This is a genomic window from Streptomyces sp. NPDC051183, from assembly GCF_040682455.1.
Classification (GTDB): domain Bacteria; phylum Actinomycetota; class Actinomycetes; order Streptomycetales; family Streptomycetaceae; genus Streptomyces.
In genome coordinates this window covers 82,295-103,371 of the sequence record NZ_JBFBBA010000007.1, presented here as the reverse complement: position 1 = coordinate 103,371, position 21,077 = coordinate 82,295, and the positions used below count along the sequence as shown (strand labels likewise).

The following is a 21,077-nucleotide window of genomic DNA, read 5'->3' as shown; positions in this document are numbered from 1 at the left end:
GTGCGGGACGACGGCATGGACGCGGGACACCCCCTAGTGCCGACCAAGGGCGGGGCCGCGGCCGCAGACGCGGAACGACGCTCGGCTCGGGAGCCGGGACGGCACCACGGACACCGGACGGGACCGCGAGTGTGAACCGGGACGTGGCCTCAGACGCAGAATTGGGACGTTGCCCGCCTGCGGACGCAGGCGGGCGGGAGCGCCGTGCACGGGATGCAGCGGGCGCGGGACGGTAGCGCGTCCAGCGGTGCGGGACGGGCCGCGGATGCAGGACCGGACCACGAGCACCGGACGGGACGGGAGCGCGGCCCGGGACCGGGGCTCAGCCGCGGGCGGGGATGTGCACGGGCGCGCACGCCGGACGGGGGCCGCGAGTGACGGCACGGGAACGTGCGCGGGCGCGGCTGTGGGACGCAGATGCTGGCCCCGGAGGGGCGCGGCGGCTGCAGCGCGGGCCGCGAACAGCGAACAGGGCACGGCCGCAGGGGTGCGGCGGGGGTCAGTCCAGGACGCGGGCCAGGTAGGCCTGCATCATCGCGCGGGTTTCGGCCACGATGTCGGGGTCGCCGGCCGGGTCGTTGCGGAAGGCCAGTTGGATCAGCGCATCGGTGGCCTCGACCGCGACCAGGACGGCCCGTTCCAGGGCGGCGTCCGGGGTGAGGCCGAGGTGCGCGCTGAGGAGTTCGGTGAGGCGGGCGGCGACCAGGTGGTTCGGGTCGGAGGCCGGACCCTCGGCGGGCGGCGCGGGGACTCCGAAGTCGACCAGGGCGAAGCCGGGGACGGTGCGCTTCATGGCCAGGTACTCGTCCAGCACGGCGTCCACGACGGGCCGCCAGTCGGTGCCCGGGAGGTCGGCGAGCCGGTCCGCAATGCCCTCGGCGTAGTGGTCGAGGTTGCGGTGGGCCAGAGCTATGGCCATGGCCCGCTTGTTGCCGAAGAACCGGTAGACCGAGCCGATCGGCACGCCCGCGCGCAGGGCCACGGCCCGGGTGCTGAGGTGCTCGTACCCGGTCTCGTCGAGGAGCTCCGCGCAGGCGTCGAGGATCCGGGCGAGCCGGTCGGCGCTGCGTTGCTGGATCGGCGCGCGGCGCAGGGGGTGGTCTGGGGGCACGTAGTCCATCATGCCGCTCCTGGGTCGTGCCGGGTCGCGGCGGGGGTGCCGGACATCGGGTTCAGTTCAGCAGGAGGCTGAGTCCGCCGACGGTGTACGTGATCATCAGCGCGAGCATCGGGAGTTGCCCGGCGACGGCTTTCGCGGGCGGGAAGAGGCGGACGGAGCGGTCGTGGGCCGCGATCACGCCGAGCACGTGGCCGCTGACGACGGCGATGACCTGGAGGGCCGCGAGAGCCCCCGGGCCCAGTGGCGACAAGGGTTCTGAGGCATTGTCAGTGCCGAGTGCGATGCTCACTGTGCGTGGTCCTGCGGTTACAAGGAGGGAGAAGTAGTGGGCGATGAGATAGCCGAGTGCGATCGGCACGAGTGAGTGCGCGAAGGCGGTCAGCGGGCCGGGGTGCGGCCCGCAGACGAGGCGGGTCGCCGCCGCGCACAGGCAGTACAGGGTGGCGACGAGGGCTATGGAGCCGAGGAGTCCGAGGGTGGCCGTGGGGGTGCGGCCGAGGGGGGAGGTCTGGATCGCGTTGATCCAGGAGGGGTTGTCCGAGAAGCCGTCGTAGGCGGTGGATCCGAGCAGGACGCAGACGGTGGCGACGAGTCCGGGCCGCTCGGGCGTCGCGTCGAGTCCGTGGAAGGGGTTACGGAGCACCAGGCGGCCGTCGCTGCGACGGCCGAGCGGGGAGAGCCGGGCCAGGAGGCCGGAGTACACCTCGAAGGCGTCTCCGTCGGCGAACCAGCGCTCGCCGAAGCGGGCGGCGAGCAGGAGCTGGGCGGTGGCGTAGACGGCGAGGGATATCAGAAGGGTGGTGGTGGAAGCGGGATCGGGAGAGACGAGTTCGAGCCAGGTGAAGGCGAACAGCCCGGCGGCGGCAGGCCATTGGCCGAGCCGGGCGGGGAGCGGGCGGGCGCGGGGACGCCACGCCCGGGAGAGGAGGCCGTGCAGCGCGCGGAGCGGGTTGAGGAGGCGCCAGACGGGGCCGAGGAGGAGGGAGGCGGGCACGAGTCCGACCCAGAGCAGGACGTAGACGGCGCCGGGAGCGGGGTTTCGGGCGGGGTCGTCGGGACCGAGGAGGAGGTGGAGGAGGACGGCGAGCGCGGCCGCGAGGCCGAGCCCGCGCAGGGTGGTGCGGGTGGCCGGCGCGTCGGCCACCCGCTGGATCCCGGCGGGCAGGGCGAGGCCGGAGCGGTCGCCGCGGAACCGGGAGACGGACCAGAGCAGGCCGAGGGCGAGGAAGGAGACGAAGAGCGCGGTGAAGGCACCGGCGAAGGCGTAGAAGGGAGAGATGGGCAGATCGTGCTGGGACCCGATGCCGTGCGCGAGCACGGTGGGCGGATCGGCCGGGGGAAGGACCACGCCCCGGCCGCCGCCGGCCACCGCCGGGAGCGCGGTCATCGGACGAGGAGCTGGGTCACGACGAGGCCGGACTCGTGGGTCTCGACCTCGAAGAGGCCCGTTCGGTCGGCCGTCAGGACCAGGGTGGCCTCCTGGCCTGCCGTCAGGGCGAGTTCCTTGTCGAAGCCGTGGACGTGGAGGGTGTCCGCGCGGTCGCTGGTGACGCGCAGGGCGACGCGTTCGCCGCGCTTCAGCTCGATGCGGCCCGGGGCGGGCGTCACCTTGCCGCCCCGGACGGCGATGGTGACCGTGCGGTCGGCCGGCGCTTCCGTGGGCGGGTTCGGCGTCGGGTTCGCGGGCGGGGACCCGGGCTGGGTTGCGGCCGGGGGGTGGTTGTGGCCGGTCGCGCCCTGGGGGCCGGCGGTGAGCTGGAGGGTGCCCTCGACCGGCTTGCCGGCGACGGCCCAGGCGGTGTGGTCGTCCGCGTAGAGGCGGACGGTCAGGGTGTGCGTGCCCTCGGGCACCTGCGCGGCGGGCAGGTGGAACCAGGGGCCGTACAGGCGGGCCAGTTTGCGGCCGTCCAGCTCCAGGTGCGCGTGGCCGGCACCCGGGAGGGCGGCGCCGCCGGTGCTGTCGGGGGTGAAGGTGAAGTTCCGCACCGTCAGCTGGAGGTTCCACCCGTCCTCGGAGTCCGGCCGGGCGGCGACCTGCACCGCCGGCGCGCCCTCGGCCGGGACCTGGCGGAGCCGGTGCCCGGTGCCGTCGTCGGAGGTGAGCAGCGTCCCCGTGCTGCCGGAGGCCTGCTCGTGGCTGGTGCCGGGCTTGTGGTGGGTGGTGGCCCGTCCGCCGCAGCCGCCCGCCGCGCCTCCGACGAGCAGCACGAGGGCGAGCACCGCTGCGGTACGGGCGCTCCTGCCGCCCCGGCGGTACCCCCGGGGCGCCCCACCGCAGGCCCCGCACTGCACACGCGCCCCGGGGTCCCGGGTCACGCCGCACCGTCGGCGGGTGCCGGGCCCGCCGGGACCGGGGCGGGGTCGTCGGGCGGGGCCAGGGTGCCGTCGTCGGGCGGAGTGGCCGCCGGGGCGGCGGGGCGGGCGGTGGCTGCTGCGGCCCACAGGACCCAGAGGACGGCGACCAGGGCGCGGACCCAGGCGGGGCTCAGCGGGATCCAGGGGATCATCAGGACGGCCTTGTCGAACGCGTCGAGCAGGGTCAGCGCCCCGAGCAGCAGGCTCAGCCGCCCCAGCCAGGGACGGGTGGGGTGCAGGGCGATGCCGGTACCCGTCCACCACAGGCCCAGGCACAGCAGCCCCAGCGCCGGGACGGGGGTGGCCACCAGGGACATCGTGGAGCCGGCCACGTCCAGGGCCAGTCCCGCCAGGCCCAGCAGGAAGGCCGCGGTGCCCAGGCGCGAGGTGCGCAGGCGGCGCCACCACAGCAGGCCGCCGACCAGCAGCAGCACGGCCGCGACGGCCAGCGCGATCTGGGTCTCCACCCGCTCCAGGCCCCGGGCGCCGTACCAGTCGCAGCCGGCCGGCAGTTTGCGGGCCTGGACGTTGTAGTCGGCGCAGACGAGGAGCTGGGCCAGCTTCACCGGTTCGCCCACCAGGCGGGCCGACGCCCCGGACACCGAGCCGCGCCGGTCCCCGCACTGCGGGAGCGTGCCGGGGGTCGAGCCGTCCGGGCCCGGGTTCCAGCAGTTGCCGCGGCCCTGGCCGTCCCACCACACGTCCGCGCCGTTGGGGCGGGAGGCTCCGGACTTGTCCTTGCCGAGGACGTTGGCGGCGTAGCGGTTGTGGTGGGAGGTGTCCGTCTGCTTGTCCCAGGACTCCTCACCGCGGATGAAGGCGGGGACCGCGCTGAGGAAGAAGGCGGCGCGCTCGTGCCCGTACACCCAGTTGTTCTCGTACAGGTTCCAGTTGCCGCCGGCGGTGATGATGCCGGTGCCCGGGGGCATGGAGATCTGCGGGCAGACGACCCCCTGCTCGTAGCCGCGCTCGGCGGGCGGCTTGGCGCAGGTGCCGTCGGCGACGTAGTGGTAGTAGTCCGCGTTGTTGTCGTGGATCAGGTTCCGCTCGAACTTCGCGTGGTTCTGCGGGAGTCCGGGGTGTCCGGGGAAGGCGCTGTCCATCGAGGCGCCGCCCATGTTCTGGTCGAACTCGTTGTCGTGCACCCACACCGAGTCGCCCGCCGTGCCGGAGTAGCCCACCATGTTGTGGTGGCTGCGGCAGCCGGTGATCTCGATGGAGTAGCGCGGGACGTCGTAGCCGCGGCCCTCGTTGATGTTGGACGCGCTGCCCGGGTAGATGCCGGAGTCGCCGTTCCCGTACGACTCGCAGTTCTTGTAGAGCCCGTGGTCGCTGGCGAAGGTCAGAAAGCCGTACTCGTCGTTCCAGCGGGTCAGCACGTCGTCGATGACGAAGCCGTCGCCCGCGAGGACGTACAGCGAGTTGAAGGTGGTGCGCTGCGCGGTGAAGTTGCGGAAGTAGATGCCGTTGGACTTGTCGGCGCGGATCCCGTTCAGCTTCTGGTACTTGGCGTCGATCACGACGTCGAGCCGGGAGGCGCCGGTGCCCTCGATCTGCAGGTCGGTCTTGCCGAGGATCGCGACGAGGTTCTGGTTGTGGCGGCAGGCCGTCTGCTGCTCGTAGGTGAGGATCTGGTAGCCGAGCGAGGAGTTGGGGGCCGTGAGCGAGGCGCACTCGCCCGTCGGCTTCGGGAGCGAGGGCTCCTCCTCGTAGAGGCCGGGGAGGATCGCGATGTTCATCCCCGGCCGGTCGACGGCGTCCACGGCCTCCTGCAGGTGCCGGTAGCCGCTCTTCTCGCACCGCTCGTACAGGGCGAGGTTGCGCTGCCTGAGCTCGTCCGGGAAGGCGGATGTCCGGCGCTCGAAGGCGGCCCGGTCGGTCTTGCAGACGATCAGGTCCGGCTCGTCGCTCCGGTACTGCGGCACGGAGCCGCTGCCGTCCGGGAAGACGACGGGGCGCTCCTCGTGCGCGCCGGCGGGGGGCGCTGCGACGAGGAGGGTGAGGAGTGCGAGGAGGGCGGCGAGGAGCGCCGCCGGCACGGCAGGGAACCTGCGGGTCCACGACATGGGCGTGAGAGTAGAGCATTGTTCATCTTTTTGGATCCCCTCTCGCAGCAGTCATTCGCAGCAGTCATTCGGCCGGGGCGCCGAAAGCCGCCGTTGACGTGCGGGGCGAGGAATCCTACTGTCAGGCATAGGATTCCTCGACAGCCCACAGCGGACCTTCGACAGAGCGGGAGCAGCCATGAGCGAGCAGGCCAGGAAGACGGCGGAGGGGCTGGGGTACCTCACCGGCTTCGGCAACGAGCACAGCTCGGAGGCCGTCCCCGGCGCGCTCCCGCTCGGCCGGAACTCACCCCAGCGCGCACCCCTCGGCCTGTACGCCGAGCAGCTCAGCGGCAGCGCCTTCACCGAGCCGCGCAGCCACAACCGCCGCTCGTGGCTCTACCGGATCCGCCCCTCGGCCGCGCACCCGCCCTTCACCCGGACCGACAACGGCGGGCTGCGCACCGCGCCCTTCACCGAGACCGTGCCCGACCCCAACCGGCTCCGCTGGAACCCGCTGCCCGACCCGGCGCGCGGTACCGACTTCCTGAGCGGCCTGTGGACCCTGGGCGGCAACGGCGACGCGACCCAGCGCACCGGCATGGCCATCCACCTCTACACCGCCGACTCCTCCATGACCGACCGCGTCTTCAGCGACTCGGACGGCGAGCTGCTGATCGTCCCCGAGCGCGGCGGGCTGCTGCTGCACACCGAGTTCGGCCTGCTCAGCGCCGGTCCCGGCGAGATGGCGCTGATCCCGCGCGGCGTGCGCTTCCGCGTCGAGCTGCTGGACCCCGAGGACGGCGCCCCCGCCCGCGGCTACGTCTGCGAGAACTACGGCCAGCCCTTCGAGCTGCCGGACCTGGGCCCGATCGGCGCCAACGGCCTCGCCGCCGCCCGCGACTTCCGGGCCCCGGTGGCCGCGTACGAGGACGCCGGCCGCCCGACCGAGGTGGTCAACAAGTTCTGCGGCAACCTCTGGTCCGCGACCTACGACCACTCCCCGCTCGACGTCGTGGCCTGGCACGGCACGCACGTCCCGTACGTCTACGACCTGCGCCGCTTCAACGTGATCGGCTCCATCAGCTACGACCACCCCGACCCGTCGATCTTCACCGTGCTGACCTCGCCCTCCGACACCCCGGGCCTGGCGGGGGTGGACTTCGTGGTCTTCGCCCCGCGCTGGCTCGTCGGCGAGGACACCTTCCGCCCGCCGTACTTCCACCGGAACGTGATGAGCGAGTACATGGGCCTGATCGAGGGGGCCTACGACGCCAAGACTGCGGGCAAGGGAGGGTTTGTCCCCGGCGGCGGCTCGCTGCACAACATGATGTCCGCGCACGGCCCCGACCGGGAGACCTTCGACCGGGCGAGCGCCGCCGAGCTGAAGCCGCAGAAGATCGACGACGGGCTGGCCTTCATGTTCGAGACCCGCTGGCCGATCACCGCCACCGCCCAGGCCGCCGGCGCGGATCACCTCCAGTCCGCATACGACGACGTCTGGCAGGGGCTCCAGCGCCACTTCCGCGCCTAACATTCGCTGCACGCCCTCATCGCCGTCGCCACCCGCGTCGCGCACCCGTCGTCACCGCAGTCCAGCCGTTCGGAGAACCACCCGTGACCGCCTTCGCCCCCGACTCGCTGGTACTGAACCGGAAGCTGCCGCTCTGGTACCAGGTCTCCCAGTCGCTGCGCGCCTCGATACTGGGGCGCACCCCGGACGCCTCGCTGCGCCTGCCCACCGAGGAGCGGCTCGCCGAGCACTACGGGGTGAGCGTGCTGACCATGCGGCAGGCGCTCAAGGAACTGGAGGGCGAGGGCCTGATCAGCCGCCACCGGCGGCGCGGCACCTTCATCGAGCCGGCCGCGATGCGCGGGGCCCCGGTGCGGCTGCTGGGCTCGGTCGACGCGATCGTGGCCCAGCAGTCGGGCGACCGTACGACGATTCTCGGCCACGAGCGCACGGCCGTGTCCGGGGAGCTGCTGGAGCACTTCCCGGACACGCCCGAGGTGGTCTCGTACCGAAGGCTGCGCCACGACAGCGAGAGCGGCGAGCCGACCAACTGGGTGGAGAATGCGGTGCTCCCGGAGCTCGCCGAGGCGATCGACCTGGCCGATCTGGAGCGCTGGCCGATGACCAAGGTGCTGCGTGACATCGTGGGGGTGCGGATCAGCCGGATCACCGACACCGTCGAGGCCCGCCTCGCCGACCCGGTCACGGCCGAGCTGCTCCAGGTCCCCCTGCTCAGCCCGATCCTGCACTACACGGGGGTGACGTACGACAAGGAGGGCCGGGTGGTGGACGTGGCGCGCATCCGGTACCGCGGTGACCGCTTCTCCTTCACGGTCACCGTCGACGCCCACTGACCCGGCGGCTCACACCCAGTGACCCGGCGACTCGTGGCGGCGCACACCCAGCGACCCGGCGACCCGGCGACTGGTGGCGGCTCACGACGACCCGACGACCCGCAGCGACACGCGGCGGCTCGCGTCACCTCCGCGGCGGGCGGGCCGTGGCGCTACTTCTCGTCCTCCTCCGCCCCGCGCTCGCCCTCCGCCTGGGACGGCGTGGTGCGCATCGTCTGGGGGTGGCGCTCCTTGCGCTGCTGGTCGTCCATGTCCTCGTCGAGCCGCTCGCCCTCGGCCTGCGACGGAGTCGAGTATTCGTCGTACTGACTCATGACCGTCTCCTCTATCGGAGCATTGCGCACATTTCGCGTACACCACGAGCGTAGCTCTCCGGCCTGGACGCAGCCCTGCCGCACCGCACCGTCGCTACCATCGGCGGGGTGAGCGAAGACGTACCGCTGCTGGACGATCTGATGCCCTGGGCCGTGGGCGGCCTGCGCCTGGGCCGGGCCTGGGTGGCGGCCCCCGACCCGGCCGCCCTGCGCGCCCGCTGGGCGGCCCTGACCGACGCCGAAGGAGCGGAGCGGGAGCGCCTGTTCCGCCCGACCCGGAGCCGGACGCCCGCCGCCGGGGCGGCCGCGCTCCCGGGCCAGCGGGCCGGCTCCACGGCCCGGTTCGCGGACACGCCCGGGCCCTGCCCCGAGCCCGTACGGGTGCTGCGCGAGCCCTTCGACGAGCAGTGGCTCCTGCCCGACCAGCGGCTGATCGACACGGCCCGGCCGGAGCTGTGGCGGGTCCGGGACGAGCACCAGCTCTTCGCCGTCGAGGTCCCGGACCTGCTGGTCACCGCGCACCTCCCGGCCGGGCGGCTCGGCCGGATCCGCCCGCTGCACCGGCGCCCCGGCGGAGCGGAGCCCAATCTCGCCCCCGGGCTGCTGCCCCTGCTCGGCGAACGCTACGGCGGCTGGGTCACCCCCGAGGACGTGCTGTGCTGGATCCTCGCCGCGGGCCGCCCCGGGCCGCGGGGTTACGAGGTCCCGCTCGCCGCGGACCCCGGGCACTGGCGCGCCGGCCTGGAGCTGGGCCACCGCCTGCTCACCGTCCAGCTGCGCGGGGCCCGCGGCGGGGAGGCGCCCCGGCTGCCGGGCGGGCGCCGGCCGTACGTCCGCTCCGCGCTCCCGGGGTGGCCGCGCGAGGCGGCGTACGACCCGGAGACCGAGACGCTGAGCCTCGGGAGCGGCACCGTCTCCCCCGTCCCGCCCCCGGCCTGGGAGTACGAGGTCCAGGGCGTCCGGGTGCTGGAGGCGTGGTTCGCCGCCCGCTGCGCCCACCGCGACCCGGAGGCCGACGGGCTGGAGGCGCTGGGCCCGGCCGAGTGGCCGCAGCACTGGACCTCGGAGCTCCTCGCCCTCGTCACGACCTTGGCGCTGCTGGCCGAACTGGCCCCGGAGCGGGCCCGGTTCAGTCCCGGGCGGCCGCTGGGAGCCGCCGAACTGCGGGCGGCCGGGGTGCTGCCGGCGCCCCGCTGGGCCCGGCGCCCGGCCTCGGTGCTGGACCATCAGGAGGAGGGCCCGGGCGGGCAGTTCGCACTGCTGTAGCCCGGCCGGGGGGCCACGCGCCGTTCGCGCGCGTGGCCGGGACCGACGACGGGTCCAGTGCTACGGGACCGGGGTCAGCGGCACCTGGACGGTCCTCGGGAAGGACTCGGTGCCGCCGACGTCGAGCGCGTCGGTGCGCAGTACCTGCACGTCGGCCGTGAACCGGCAGTTGATCACGGCGATGCCGCACACCCGGTAGCGGACCACGACCCGCTTCTCCGTGCCCGCCGGCACCGCACCCACGGCCTGCGGCACCGGGCCGATCCTGGTCACCCCGGAGCCCGTGGGCAGGGCGTCGGTGAGCACCACCCCGAAGGCGTCGCCGGGTCCCGTGTTCCGGATCCGGTACTCGACGGCGAGGTTGCGGGAGAGGTAGTTGAAGGGGCCGCCCCAGAAGGCGCGGTGGGTCACGGCGAGCTGCGGCTGCAGGACCGTGATCGACCCGCTGAGGCTGAGCTGCCACGGCTTGCCGGTGCCGACGGTGACGTTGGCGGCCAGGATCGAGAAGGTGCCCGACCCCGTGGCCCCGCGGTAGGCGTTGGTCGTGGTGGCGTCCGGTACGACGGTCCAGGTCCCGGTGCCGAACACCGCGGTCCCGTTGTAGCTCAGGCCCGGCGCGGCGCAGCTTCCGCTCTGCAGGGCCAGGGTCAGGGTGCCGCGGGCGTTGGTCAGGGTCACCCGCGCGTCGGCGGAGTCCAGAGCCGCCTGGGTCCCGCCCACCCGGAACGGGAGGTCGATGCCCAGCTGGGAGGGCAGTGCCGAGAACACTCCGGCGGAGAGCCCGGCGCTGCCGGTGAGCCGCCGGGTCTCGGTGAGCGGCCCCGAGGTACAGCCCGGGCTGCTGGCCACGGCGCCGTTCGCGCTGCCCACGAGCACGTTCAGCGGGTACGGGGCGAGGCCCTGCGCGCCCGCGGGCGGGGCCATGACCACCAGCCCGGCGAGCAGCGCTATCAGGACGACCGCCGCCCGTCGGACTGCGGAGCGGGGCATCGGTGCGGTCGGGCGTCTCATAGGCGGCCCTTCTGTACGAGTCGACGGACGACGCCCCGTACATTACGCACGCAAACCAGATTATCTATGTGCATTTCGCACCGCACATGGGTGACAGACCGCCATCCACCCGGTAGGCAGGGCGCCATGACCACCATCGAGCCCCTCCCGCTGGACGGCATCACCGTCGTCGCCGTCGAACAGGCCGTCTCGGCCCCCTTCGCCACCCGCCAGCTCGCCGACCTCGGCGCCCGGGTCATCAAGGTCGAACGGCCCGACGGCGGCGATTTCGCGCGCGCCTACGACACCGCCGCGCACGGCCTGGCCTCGCATTTCGTCTGGGCCAACCGGGGCAAGGAGTCGATCGCGCTCGATCTGAAGGACCCGCGGGGCCGGGAGGTCCTGCACGGCCTGCTCGACGGCGCCGACGTGTTCGTGCAGAACCTCGCCCAGGGGGCCGCCGCCCGGCTGGGGCTCGACTCGGCCGCGCTGTGCGCCCGCTACCCGCGGCTGGTCGCGGTGGACGTCTCCGGCTACGGCGCCGAAGGCCCGTACGCCCACAAGCGCGCCTACGACATGCTCGTGCAGTGCGAGGCGGGCCTGGTCTCGGTGACGGGCACTCCGGAGCGGCCCGTCAAGGCGGGGATCCCGGCGGCGGACATCGCGGCCGCCATGTACGCCTTCTCGGGGGTGCTCGCGGCCCTGCTGCGGCGCGGGACCACCGGGCGCGGGGGCCGGGTGGAGGTGTCGATGCTGGACGCGCTCGCCGAGTGGATGGGGCATCCGCTGCACCTGACGATGCACGGCGGCGAGGAGCCCGTACGGACCGGCCTCGCGCACGCGGTGATCGCCCCCTACGACGCGTACCCGACGGCGGACGGCGACCAGGTGCTGCTGTCGGTGCAGAACGACCGGGAGTGGCGGCGCCTCGCGGAACAGGTCCTGAAGCAGCCGGAGTTGGCACAGGACGCGGCGTACGCGACGAATGCCGCGCGCACCGCGAACCGGGAGCGGACCGACGCAGTGGTGGCCGAGGCGCTGGGCCGGCTGAACGCGGACGAGGCGATCGCGGCACTGGAGGCGGCGGGTCTGGCCTGCGCGCGGCTGAACTCGGTGGCCCGGCTGGCCGCGCATCCGCAGTTGGCGGCGCGGGACCGCTGGCGGGAGGTGGGATCGCCGGCCGGTCCGCTGCGGGCGCTGTTGCCGCCCATCGGGCTGCCGGGTGGCGCGGCACCGCACATGGGTGCGGTGCCCGCGCTCGGCGAACACACCGAAGTCCTGCTCCACGCCCTGGGGATGACGGGCGCACAGATCTCGGCATTGCGCCGGGACGGTGTGATCGGGTGAATCAGGCCGGGACGAAACGGCGTTGCTGCGGGGACAGTTACGAGCGGCGGCTGCCGAAGAGCGTGCGACGCAGACGGCGCAGCGGCGCGAAGAGCGCGACGCGCGCGCTCCGGCTCCGCAGGCGGTGCGTGTGGTCGCGGGAGGTGAGCTCGCGCATCAGCAGCGTCGCCTCGGCGGCCTCGCGGTGCGGGACGGCGGGTCCGCCGAGCACAGCGAGGTGGCGGTCGAGGCGCGAGCTGGTCGCGCTGCTGCCGCAGGTGATGGCAGGCACGCGAGGCGGCCTGCTGCGCATTGCTATCTGTTCCATGTCTCTCCCCACCCGTACGAGGGCACCCGGCCCGGGCAGGTTAACCCTATCGCCCCCGCGTCGCCCTCGGGTATCCCGGTGGTGTGAATTACCCCTATCGCGACGGGGAGTTGACGGTTACTCAGCGGAGTCGACCGTCACTCTCCGCACAATCCGGCCGACATGCGGACTCACTGCACAACGGGGGTCACGCAGCGCGCACTGCGCTAACTTGGAGTGATCACCCGGGAACGCAGTTGGGGGCTCCGTGAATGAGGCTCACTTGAATGGGGAGACGGACGGCGAGCGGATCATCGCCGGACGGTACCGCCTGTTGGGCCCGCTCGGCCGGGGCGGCATGGGCATCGTCTGGCGGGCCCGGGACGAGGTGCTCGGCCGCGAGGTCGCGGTCAAGGAGGTACGGGCGCCGGCCGGGCTGGACGAGGCCGACGTGAGCCGGATGTACCGACGGCTCGAACGGGAGGCCTGGGCGGCGGCCCGGGTCTCGCACCGCGGGGTCGTCACGGTCTACGACGTGGCGACCGAGGACGGCCGGCCCTGGATCGTGATGGAGCTGGTCCGCGGACTCACCCTGGCCGAGGTGTTGGAGGCCGAGGGGCCGCTCACCCCGCAGCGGGCCGCGCACATCGGCGACCAGGTCCTGGCCGCGCTGCGCTCGGCGCACGACGCGGGGGTGCTGCACCGGGACGTCAAGCCGGGCAACGTGCTGATCGCCAACGACGGCCGGGTGGTGCTGAGCGATTTCGGGATCGCGAGTCTTGAGGGATCCTCCGCCATCACTATGACGGGCGAGGTGATCGGCTCCCCCGAATTCCTGGCGCCGGAGCGGGCGCTCGGGCGCGAGCCGGGTCCCGAGTCGGACCTGTGGGCGCTCGGGGTGATGCTGTACGCGGCCGTCGAGGGGGTCTCGCCGTTCCGGCAGGACACCCCGCTGGCCACGCTGCGGGCGGTGGTGGACGAGGAGCTCCCGCCGCCGCTCCGGGCCGGGCCGCTGGAGCCTGTACTGGCGGGGCTGCTGCGCAAGGAGCCCGCCGAGCGGCTGCCCGCGGCGGAGGCGGCCCGGATGCTGCGGATCATCGGCGCGGGCGGGACCGTACGGGCCTCCGGCGGGCCGGTGTCGGGGCCGGACTCGCCGACCGCCGTCGCGCAGCACCACCGGCACGACCCGTACGGCGGACCCGACACCCGGGGCGGGCACGGCGGGGTGACCCCGGCGATGCCGATGCCCGCGGCCTCACCCGCGCAGGGCCGGCACCCCGCGCCGGAGCCGCCGCCGCAGGGGCGGGCCGGACTGGTGCTGGCGAGCGGGATCTTCGTACTGGCGCTGGCGGTGGCCGTGCTGGGCTGGCTGGTACTGAAGGACCGCAACGCCTCCGGCGGGAACGACGGCGGCCCGACGGACGCCCCGACCACCTCGCAGAGCGCCTCCCCCTCCCCTTCTCCCTCGGCGAGCCCGTCGCCCTCCCCGAGCCCGTCGCCCTCCCCTTCGGCCACCACCGCCCCGCACTTCACGGTGTCCGCGGTGACGGCCGTACGGAACTCCTACAGCGGCGCCTGCCCGCCGCCCGCCGACGAGGCGCCCGCCTTCAGCGCCACCGTCGAGGTGGACCGGACCCCGGCCGTGCTGGAGTACCGCTGGGCCACGCGCAGCGGAAAGAGCACGGGACCCGGCTGGCAGTCCGTCACGTACGAGGAGGGCGGGCCCACGAGCAGGAAGCTGGAGCACACGGAGCTGACGTACTTCGAGAGCGCGACCTTCGAGGACGCCATCAGGCTGGAGGTCCGGACACCGGAGGAGGGCAGCTCGGAGTGGGTGGAGTTCTCCGTGACGTGCGAGAAGGAGACCCCGACGGGCGGGGCCTCCTCCCCCGGAGCATCCGGGGCGCCGGGAACGCCGGGAACGCCCGGGGCGTCCGAGGCGGCCGGGGCGGCCGGTCCGCCCGCGTCACCGGACACGGCGCCCGCGGACCCGGCCGACGCCGTCGAGGACGACGCGTGAGCGGCCGGGTGTGCGGGCGGCGGGCGATCGGTGGCTGATCGGCGGACGGAAGGGCGATCGGGTGGGCGATCGGGTGGGCGTCAGGCCGCGTTGGTGAAGACCGGCAGGTAGCCGCCGGAGTGCCCGGCGGCGGTGGGGTGGTAGGACTCGCCGATGTTGAGCCAGTTGACGCTGTGCAGCCATGCGGCGCCGGAGCAGATCTCGTGGCCGGTGAAGGCGCCGACGACCGAGGCGAAGGCGAAGCCGTGGTTGGCGGCGCGCTTGGCGACGGCGGCGTTGAGGTGGTCGGAACCGCCGTTGATGGCGGCGCGCTCGCCCTCGGTGAGGCCTGCGGAGCAGGATCCGCCCAGCTTGTAGAAGCGGGGATAGCCGAGGACGACCACGCGGGCGTTCGGCGCCTTGCTGTGGATGGCGTTGTAGACCTGGTCGAGCTGGCCGGGGAGGGTGGAGTCGACGTACGCCTTGGCCTGGTTGACGCGGTTGACGCAGGTGGACTCGGACTGGAGCACGCACGTCGTCATGACGTCGGAGAATCCGGCGTCGTTGCCGCCGATGGTGATGCTGACCAGGTCGGTGCCGGAGTTCAGCGGGCCGAGCTGGTTGGCGAGGACATCACCCGTACGGGCGCCCGAGCAGGCGGTGAAGGAGAAGGTCTGGGGGGAATGGGCGGCGGCCCACAGGGCCGGGTAGGCGCGGGTGGTGCGTTTGCAGGCGCCGCTCCCGCTGTCGTAGTTGCCGGCACCGACGCCGGAGGAGTACGAGTCGCCGAGGGCGACGTAGCCGAAGTCCGCCGAGGCGGCGGCGGAGGCCTGGCCGGCGCCGAACAGGGCGGCGCCCGCGGCGAGTAACAGGGAGGAGGTCAGGGCTGCGAAGCGCGACATTCTCATGCTCATGTGTGCGGCTCCTTGTGGGGGTTACTCCTGAGTCCGTGGTACTGGCAGTCGGGAGCCGCTGGAAGTGTCCATGCCAAGAATGTTCGGGGTGGAGTTGCCGTCCGAATCTTCACGTCCCATGCGTTTGAAGAGGGAACTTGGGCACCCGATCCGGCGAAACACGGGTGCATGAGGGCACTTCGTGCCGGATCATGGGCGCCATGCCAGCCAACCCGCATGACGCGCTGCCGATCCGGCTCAACGTCGACGACAGCGACTCGCCTTCGGACGTCGTCGACGCGCTGTTCCTCGGCCGGTTCGCGTCCGGCGAGCAGCCGTACTCGCACAGCGTGTCGATCGAGCGGGTGAAGGCGGACGCGAGCCTGCTGCCGCCCGAGGCCACCGTGCTGCGCTCGGCCCGCGACACGGACCGCAGCGCCACCCTCGCGGAGGGCGAGGGCTGGACCATGCTCGTCTCCCGCTGGAGCCGGGGCGCGGACGTGACGGTGACCGCGGTCAGCGACGAGCTCGCCGCCGGGGTGCTCGGCAAGGCCACGGAAGGGGTGCAGGACGAACCCGAACCGCAGCCCGAGAACGTGACGATGGGCTTCTGGTACGTCTCCCCGCGCCGCGGCCCGTACCGTACGACGCGCCAGATCGCGGCCGGTACCTGGGCGGAGGTGCGGCCCAACTACACGGCGCCGGTGGCGGGGGCCATGGACCGGCTGATGAAGGTCACCCCCGACGACATCGCGGGCCGGCTGCTGTTGCTGCACGGGCCGCCCGGGACGGGGAAGACCTCGGCCCTGCGGACGCTGGCCCGCTCATGGCGGGACTGGTGCCAGGTGGACTGCGTCCTGGACCCGGAGCGGCTGTTCAACGACGTCGGCTACCTGATGGACATCGCGATCGGCGAGGACGAGGGCACGGCGAAGGGCCGCTGGCGACTGCTGCTGCTGGAGGACTGCGACGAGCTGATCCGCGGCGAGGCCCGGCACACCGCCGGGCAGGCGCTGTCCCGGCTTCTCAACCTGACGGACGGGCTGCTGGGCCAGGGGCGCAACGTCCTGGTCGGGGTCACCACCAACGAGGACCTGGAGCGGCTGCACCCCGCGGTGGTCCGGCCGGGCCGCTGCCTCGCCCGTATCGAGGTCGGCCGCCTGACGCACCGCGAGGCGGTGGACTGGCTCGGCACCGACGAGGGCATCTCCCGCGAGGGCGCCACCCTGGCCGAACTCTTCGCCCTGCGCCGCGGCACGACGGGCCCCACGGCCCTCCTCCCGTCCCAGGGCCACGAGTCCGACGCGGGGCTGTACCTCTAGCGGGCAGCAGGCCCGTAGCAGCGCAACCACGGCGCGCGCAGCCCCGGGAGGCCCGGCCGCAGGGCGGAGTTACTGGCCGTACCGCGCCCGGAGGGCATCGGCGGCGGCGGCCAGCGCCTCGGCCTCGGTCAGGCCCAGCCGGTGGACGCGGTCCGCGAACGCCTGCGCGGCCGCCGCGGCCTCGCGCGAGGCACCCTCCCCCGCCGCCGCGACGAAGGTGCCGTGGCGGCCCCGCGTCTCGATGACCCCGTCGGCCTCCAGCGCGCGGTACGCCTTGGCGACCGTGTTCGCCGCGAGGCCGAGCTCCTCCGCCAGCCCCCGCACCGTGGGCAGCTTGAAGCCCGTCGGCAGCTTCCCCGACCGGGCGCGGTCCGCGATCTGCGCGCGCAGCTGCTCGTACGGGGCGGCGGCGCCGGCCGCGCCGTCAATCCGGATCTTCAGGTTCGTCGAGGTCACGCCGCCGATTCTTCCCCATCGCCCCCGAAATTCGCAGGCGTGCGGCCCCGCACCGCCCGTACTGTCCGGGCATGACCGTATCGATCCGCGACCTGCGGCCCGGCGATGCCTCCGACACGGAAGCCGTCGTACGGGTGCGCCGTGCGGCCCTGCCCTTCGTGATCACCACGGTGCGGGGGGTCGCCTTCGAGCTGGACTCCGCGCACCCCGACAAGCGCTACCGCCTGCTCCTCGCCGAGGACGGCGACGGGCTCGTCATCGGCACCGCCCAGGTGGGCATCGCCTACGACAGCCCCGAGCCCGGGCAGGGCTTCGTCAACGCCTACGTCCACCCGGCGCACCGCGGACTCGGCGCCGGGACCGCTCTGCTGCGGGCGGCCGAGGAACACCTCGGCGCCGCGGGCGCGGTGGACTCGTACGCCTGGGTCCTGGACGAGCCCGCGCACCGCGCCTTCGCCGAGCGGCGGGGCTACCGCGTCGGGCGCTCCGCGCACTTCCTGCGCCTGGACCTGGCGTCGGCCGCGCTGCCCGCGCTCCCGGACCCGCTGCCCGCCGGGGTGGAGCTGCGGCCCGGCTCGGCCTTCGCGGCCGATCCGCGGCCGCTCTTCGAGGCCGACGCGGAGACCACCCGTGACGAACCCGGCGACGTGCAGGCCGAGTTCGACGACTACGAGGACTGGCTGCGGCACACCTGGAACAGCCCGCACCTGGACAAGGACCTCACCACCGTCGTCCTCGTGGACGGTACGGTCGCCGCCTTCACGGCCGCCCTGACCGACGGGGACGCCCGCTACTGCTCGGGGATGACCGGCACCCTGCGGGCGTTCCGCGGCCGGGGCCTGGCCAAGCTCGCGAAGACCGACTCCCTGCGCCGGGCCCGCGCGGCCGGCTATACGGAGGCGTTCACGGGCAACGACACCGGGAACGCGCCGATGCTCGCCGTCAACCAGCGGTTCGGGTACGAGATCTGCGCGACCGAGACGCGCTACGCGAAGGCGATGGGGACGACGGTGGAGACGGAGACCGCGACAGCATGACCGAACAGCTCACCGTCGCCCTGGTCAAGGCCGGCCGGACCAAGATCCGCTACCCGGCGGACCTGATCGCCGACACCGGCAGCCGGATCTCCGTACGCGCGCCTTGGGCGGCCGAGGGCGTACGGGACTTCGGCTTCGTGCGCTTCGAGCCGGGCGACGTGTTCACGGAGCACTTCTGGCGCGACCGCTGGTACGCAATCAAGGAGGTCCGGACCGGCAGGGGCGTCCTCAAGGGCTGGTACTGCGACGTCACCCGCCCGGCGGTGGTGGAGGGCGGCGTGATCGTGGTCGAGGACCTGGACCTGGACCTGTGGGTCTCGGCCGACGGGACTTCCGTACTGCGGCTGGACGAGGACGAGTTCGCCGAGAGCGGCCTCGCCGAATCCGACCCGCAGGCCGCCGCCGAGGCCGTACGCGCCCTCGACACCCTGGACGCCCAGGCCAGAACGACACCCGGGCTGGCCGCCCTGCTGGCACAGCTCTCAGTGCCGGGCCGGTGAGGACCGAATGGCAGCCATGAGCTTCTGGCGGGCCTCCCGGAAGGCGCGTCGTACCTGCGCACACTTCGGAGGCGCCGTAGCCGTGTGCGGGCAGTTGGGGGCCTCCGGATAGCGTTGAGGCCATGAACGAACCCCGGATCATGGTGCAGAGCTCAGCGGGCGAGAGTTCGATAGTGGCCAACGCCGAAGGCCTTCGCGTGCTCGCGGAGCGACTGCTGGCACTTGCCGAACCGGGCGTGAGGGACGGGCGCCACTCGCATCTCGACGCGGGCGTGGACCTTGAGGACGGATCGGCCGGCCTCGTCCTGGAGCGTGACGACTCGCTCTAGGCGCGCGTCCCCCACGTACCCGGTGGAGCCACCGGAGGCGGCGGGGCGCGGCAAGGCTGCTTCCTGAGCCCCCGCTTACCGCTTCCTTAAGCGGAGCCTAAGGATCGGGTTGTGGGGCGCGGAGGCGGGGGAGCCGGGGGTGCGGGCGGTTAGTTTGGCGGGGCCAGGGAGGGCCGGAGGCGGCGCCGCGACCCGTTGAGGGGCGGCGCCGCACAGCCCGGTCCACTGGCGCGCCCCTGCCTCGTGCCCGAAGGAGATCCACCATGCCCGCACGCCGCACCGCCACCCGTATCGCCTCCGTCGCGCTGGCCCCCCTCGCGGTGGCCGCGTACGCCGCGGCGCCCGCGGCGGCCCACGGTTCGATGACGGACCCGGTCAGCCGGGTGGCGGCGTGCTACGCGGAGGGGCCGGAGGCCCCGAGGTCGGCGGCCTGCAAGGCGGCCGTGGCGGCGAGCGGGGCGCAGGCGTTCTACGACTGGAACGCGGTGAACATCGCCAACGCGGCCGGTCGGAGCAAGTCCCTGATCCCGGACGGGCAGCTGTGCTCGGCGGGCAACTCCAAGTACAAGGGCCTGGACCTGGCCCGCGCCGACTGGCCGGCGAGCCCGATGGCGGCGGGCGCGCACACCTTCCGCTACAAGGGGACCGCCCCGCACAAGGGCTCCTTCGAGCTGTACGTGACGAAGGACGGGTACGACCCGTCGAAGCCGCTGAAGTGGTCGGACCTGGAGCCCGCGCCGTTCGTGAAGGTCAGCGACCCGGGGATGCAGAACGGCGACTACGTCTTCTCCGGCACCGTCCCGAACAAGACGGGCCGCCACCTGATCTACAGCGTCTGGCAGCGCTCGGACAGCCCCGAGGCCTTCTACACCTGCTCCGACGTGGTGTTCGGCAAGGACAACGGCGGTAACGGCGGGAGCGCGGGCAGCGGCGGCTCCTCCGCCAAGCCGAGCACCGAGCCCGGCTCGAAGCCGAGTTCCCAGCCGTCGGAGCAGGCCTCGCAGCAGCCTTCCGCGCAGCCCTCGCAGGAGAGCGGACCGAAGGCCCCGACCGACGAGCAGATCGCCGAAGGGGCGGACAAGTCGACGGTGGAGCACAACGGCCACGGCGACAACGACCCCAGGACGAACGCCAGGGCCGGCGCCTCGCCGATCGCCGCGCAGGGCACCAACCTCGCGGAGACCGGCGGCAGCAGCGCCGCCCCGGCGATCGCCGTCGCCGGGGCGGGCGTCCTGGCCGTCGGTGCGGCCGTGCTGTTCGCCGTCGCCCGGCGCCGCGCGACGCCGGGCCGCCACGGCCGCTAGGGGGTGTCTGGCGGATCAGGGTCGGGTGGCCCGGGTCGGCTGGTGCCGTGGATTGCAAGGCGGAGGAGGGAGCCACTGCGGAGCATTGGCGACTGACGACAACGCGGCAAGCCACGGTGCCAGGCGGGCCGGGCCCGGCCATGATCCGCCAGACACCCCCTAGTCCGAGGCGCCGCTCACGCCGGCGGACCGTCCGTGCGTCAGTCGAAGACCGACGCACAGGTGGTCCGTTCGGCGTGCGCCGGGTCGAGGGCGTTGACCGCCTCGTGCCAGGCGATCCTGTCGGTGAGGCCGATGGCCACGTGCTCCGACAGGTCCAGGAAGCAGAGGTCCTGGAGCACCACGTTCCGTACGTTCGTCCCGTCGAGGAACGCGCTCCGGTAGGGGGTGACCACCTCGTCGTACTTGGTGGCGATCACCGTGTACTTGACGCCGGGCACGGTGTCCCCGCCGGCGTTCAGCTTGTTCAGGAAGTCCGATCCGGCGATCTGATCGGCCAGTCCGGGTGTCGCCGTGCTGATCAGGTCCTCGGCTCCGGGGAAGTACGGGAGGAGTCGGGTGAACCCGTTGAGGTCCGTGCCGTGGTTGTCGGGGGCGAGACCGATCAGGGCGTTGACCTTGGCGGCACCGCCGAGGAACTTCAGGTAGTAGCGCGGCATCATGCCGCCCTGGGAGTGGCCGATGACGTCCGTCTTGGCGGCGCCGGTGGAGGCGAGCACCTTGTCGACGAAGACGTCGAGCTGGCCCGCGGACTTGTCGATGGGGCCGAGCCCGTTGAAGAACGGCACGCCGGGCAGTTGGCCGTAGTCGAGGGAGTAGACGCAGTACCCGCGGTGGACGAGGTACGGCGCGAGGCCGAGCCAGTTGTCGATGGAGTTCCCGAAGGTGCCGTGGACGAGCACGACGGGCCGGGGGTGGGCGGCGGACGGCTTGCAGGACCAGTTGTTCCATCCGCTGCTGGGTGCGGACGCGGCCTGCGCTGCGCCGGTGGGGGCGACGAGCGCGGTGGCGAGGGTGAGGACGGCAAGCGGGCGGAGCAGGCGTCTCCAGGGCAGCATCGTGTGATCTCCTTGCGGGTCAAGGGGAAAGCGGTGGGGGTTCGTCCCGTGATCCGGATCACAAGGGGGCGCTGCTGCCGCCAAATTAC

General features: G+C 73.3%; 20 protein-coding genes. 10 read left to right on the top strand and 10 right to left on the bottom strand.

The annotated features are described in order from the left end of the window. Nucleotides 1-499: 499 nt before the first annotated feature. The 4 genes from AB0M99_RS08275 to AB0M99_RS08260 all read right to left on the bottom strand — a co-directional run bounded on the left by AB0M99_RS08275 (nt 500) and on the right by AB0M99_RS08260 (nt 5,541). Entirely contained in the window at nt 500-1,120 is a 621-nt protein-coding gene (locus AB0M99_RS08275) for a TetR/AcrR family transcriptional regulator (RefSeq protein WP_365918107.1), read from the bottom strand. A gap of 52 nt (nt 1,121-1,172) precedes the next feature. Then, entirely contained in the window at nt 1,173-2,507 is a 1,335-nt protein-coding gene (locus AB0M99_RS08270; RefSeq protein WP_365917877.1) for a hypothetical protein, read from the bottom strand. Beyond that, nucleotides 2,504-3,328, bottom strand: a complete 825-nt coding sequence (locus AB0M99_RS08265) for a hypothetical protein (RefSeq protein WP_365917875.1) — start codon at nt 3,326-3,328, stop codon at nt 2,504-2,506. The genes AB0M99_RS08270 and AB0M99_RS08265 overlap by 4 nt, the downstream gene beginning before the upstream one ends. Before the next feature lie 104 nt (nt 3,329-3,432). Beyond that, nucleotides 3,433-5,541 carry a right-handed parallel beta-helix repeat-containing protein gene (locus tag AB0M99_RS08260; protein ID WP_365917873.1) on the bottom strand — a complete coding sequence of 703 codons (2,109 nt, stop codon included), beginning with the start codon at nt 5,539-5,541 and terminating at the stop codon, nt 3,433-3,435. A gap of 178 nt (nt 5,542-5,719) precedes the next feature. Here AB0M99_RS08260 and hmgA point away from each other — a divergent pair, with 178 nt between their 5' ends. Continuing rightward, entirely contained in the window at nt 5,720-7,054 is a 1,335-nt protein-coding gene (hmgA, locus tag AB0M99_RS08255) for a homogentisate 1,2-dioxygenase (protein WP_365917871.1), read from the top strand. An 83-nt stretch (nt 7,055-7,137) separates the two neighbouring features. After that, complete coding sequence (locus tag AB0M99_RS08250; RefSeq protein ID WP_365917869.1) at nt 7,138-7,887, top strand: GntR family transcriptional regulator; 750 nt, start codon at nt 7,138-7,140, stop codon at nt 7,885-7,887. Nucleotides 7,888-8,039: 152 nt separating this feature from the next. On the opposite strand, the gene AB0M99_RS08245 is transcribed toward AB0M99_RS08250, so the two are convergent. Continuing rightward, entirely contained in the window at nt 8,040-8,201 is a 162-nt protein-coding gene (locus tag AB0M99_RS08245) for a hypothetical protein (protein WP_365917867.1), read from the bottom strand. Between the two features lie 141 nt (nt 8,202-8,342). Between AB0M99_RS08245 and AB0M99_RS08240 the strand changes: the two genes are divergently transcribed. Next, the gene (locus tag AB0M99_RS08240; protein ID WP_365918105.1) at nt 8,343-9,467 is read left to right on the top strand and encodes a type ISP restriction/modification enzyme; all 1,125 of its coding nucleotides are present in this window, start codon (nt 8,343-8,345) and stop codon (nt 9,465-9,467) included. A gap of 60 nt (nt 9,468-9,527) precedes the next feature. Here AB0M99_RS08240 and AB0M99_RS08235 read toward each other — a convergent pair whose 3' ends face one another. Then, nucleotides 9,528-10,478, bottom strand: a complete 951-nt coding sequence (locus AB0M99_RS08235; protein WP_365917865.1) for a hypothetical protein — start codon at nt 10,476-10,478, stop codon at nt 9,528-9,530. A gap of 126 nt (nt 10,479-10,604) precedes the next feature. On the opposite strand from AB0M99_RS08235, the gene AB0M99_RS08230 reads away from it, so the two are divergent. Next, the gene (locus AB0M99_RS08230) at nt 10,605-11,804 is read left to right on the top strand and encodes a CaiB/BaiF CoA-transferase family protein (RefSeq protein WP_365917863.1); all 1,200 of its coding nucleotides are present in this window, start codon (nt 10,605-10,607) and stop codon (nt 11,802-11,804) included. Between the two features lie 37 nt (nt 11,805-11,841). On the opposite strand, the gene AB0M99_RS08225 is transcribed toward AB0M99_RS08230, so the two are convergent. After that, entirely contained in the window at nt 11,842-12,111 is a 270-nt protein-coding gene (locus tag AB0M99_RS08225; protein ID WP_365917861.1) for a hypothetical protein, read from the bottom strand. 337 nt (nt 12,112-12,448) lie between these two features. Between AB0M99_RS08225 and AB0M99_RS08220 the strand changes: the two genes are divergently transcribed. After that, nucleotides 12,449-14,110, top strand: a complete 1,662-nt coding sequence (locus AB0M99_RS08220) for a serine/threonine-protein kinase (RefSeq protein ID WP_365918103.1) — start codon at nt 12,449-12,451, stop codon at nt 14,108-14,110. An 80-nt stretch (nt 14,111-14,190) separates the two neighbouring features. Here the strand turns inward: AB0M99_RS08220 and AB0M99_RS08215 are convergent, their stop codons facing one another. After that, nucleotides 14,191-14,997, bottom strand: a complete 807-nt coding sequence (locus AB0M99_RS08215) for an SGNH/GDSL hydrolase family protein (RefSeq protein WP_365918102.1) — start codon at nt 14,995-14,997, stop codon at nt 14,191-14,193. 206 nt (nt 14,998-15,203) lie between these two features. On the opposite strand from AB0M99_RS08215, the gene AB0M99_RS08210 reads away from it, so the two are divergent. Further along, nucleotides 15,204-16,304: a DUF5925 domain-containing protein gene (locus AB0M99_RS08210; RefSeq protein ID WP_365917860.1), complete on the top strand. Its 1,101-nt coding sequence runs from the start codon at nt 15,204-15,206 to the stop codon at nt 16,302-16,304. A 69-nt stretch (nt 16,305-16,373) separates the two neighbouring features. Here AB0M99_RS08210 and AB0M99_RS08205 read toward each other — a convergent pair whose 3' ends face one another. Further along, nucleotides 16,374-16,760 (bottom strand): GntR family transcriptional regulator, encoded by a 387-nt coding sequence (locus tag AB0M99_RS08205; protein ID WP_365917859.1) that lies wholly within the window; start codon nt 16,758-16,760, stop codon nt 16,374-16,376. 71 nt (nt 16,761-16,831) lie between these two features. Here AB0M99_RS08205 and AB0M99_RS08200 point away from each other — a divergent pair, with 71 nt between their 5' ends. The 4 genes from AB0M99_RS08200 to AB0M99_RS08185 all read left to right on the top strand — a co-directional run bounded on the left by AB0M99_RS08200 (nt 16,832) and on the right by AB0M99_RS08185 (nt 19,930). After that, the gene (locus tag AB0M99_RS08200; RefSeq protein WP_365917858.1) at nt 16,832-17,797 is read left to right on the top strand and encodes a GNAT family N-acetyltransferase; all 966 of its coding nucleotides are present in this window, start codon (nt 16,832-16,834) and stop codon (nt 17,795-17,797) included. Then, nucleotides 17,794-18,297 carry a DUF402 domain-containing protein gene (locus tag AB0M99_RS08195; protein WP_365917857.1) on the top strand — a complete coding sequence of 168 codons (504 nt, stop codon included), beginning with the start codon at nt 17,794-17,796 and terminating at the stop codon, nt 18,295-18,297. Before AB0M99_RS08200 ends, AB0M99_RS08195 begins: the two co-directional genes overlap by 4 nt. 122 nt (nt 18,298-18,419) lie before the next feature. Then, nucleotides 18,420-18,626 carry a hypothetical protein gene (locus AB0M99_RS08190; protein WP_365917856.1) on the top strand — a complete coding sequence of 69 codons (207 nt, stop codon included), beginning with the start codon at nt 18,420-18,422 and terminating at the stop codon, nt 18,624-18,626. Nucleotides 18,627-18,889: 263 nt separating this feature from the next. Beyond that, nucleotides 18,890-19,930: a lytic polysaccharide monooxygenase gene (locus AB0M99_RS08185; protein WP_365917855.1), complete on the top strand. Its 1,041-nt coding sequence runs from the start codon at nt 18,890-18,892 to the stop codon at nt 19,928-19,930. Between the two features lie 200 nt (nt 19,931-20,130). Here the strand turns inward: AB0M99_RS08185 and AB0M99_RS08180 are convergent, their stop codons facing one another. Continuing rightward, on the bottom strand, nt 20,131-20,988 hold the full coding sequence (locus tag AB0M99_RS08180) for an alpha/beta fold hydrolase (protein ID WP_365917854.1): 858 nt from the start codon (nt 20,986-20,988) through the stop codon (nt 20,131-20,133). Nucleotides 20,989-21,077: the final 89 nt, after the last annotated feature.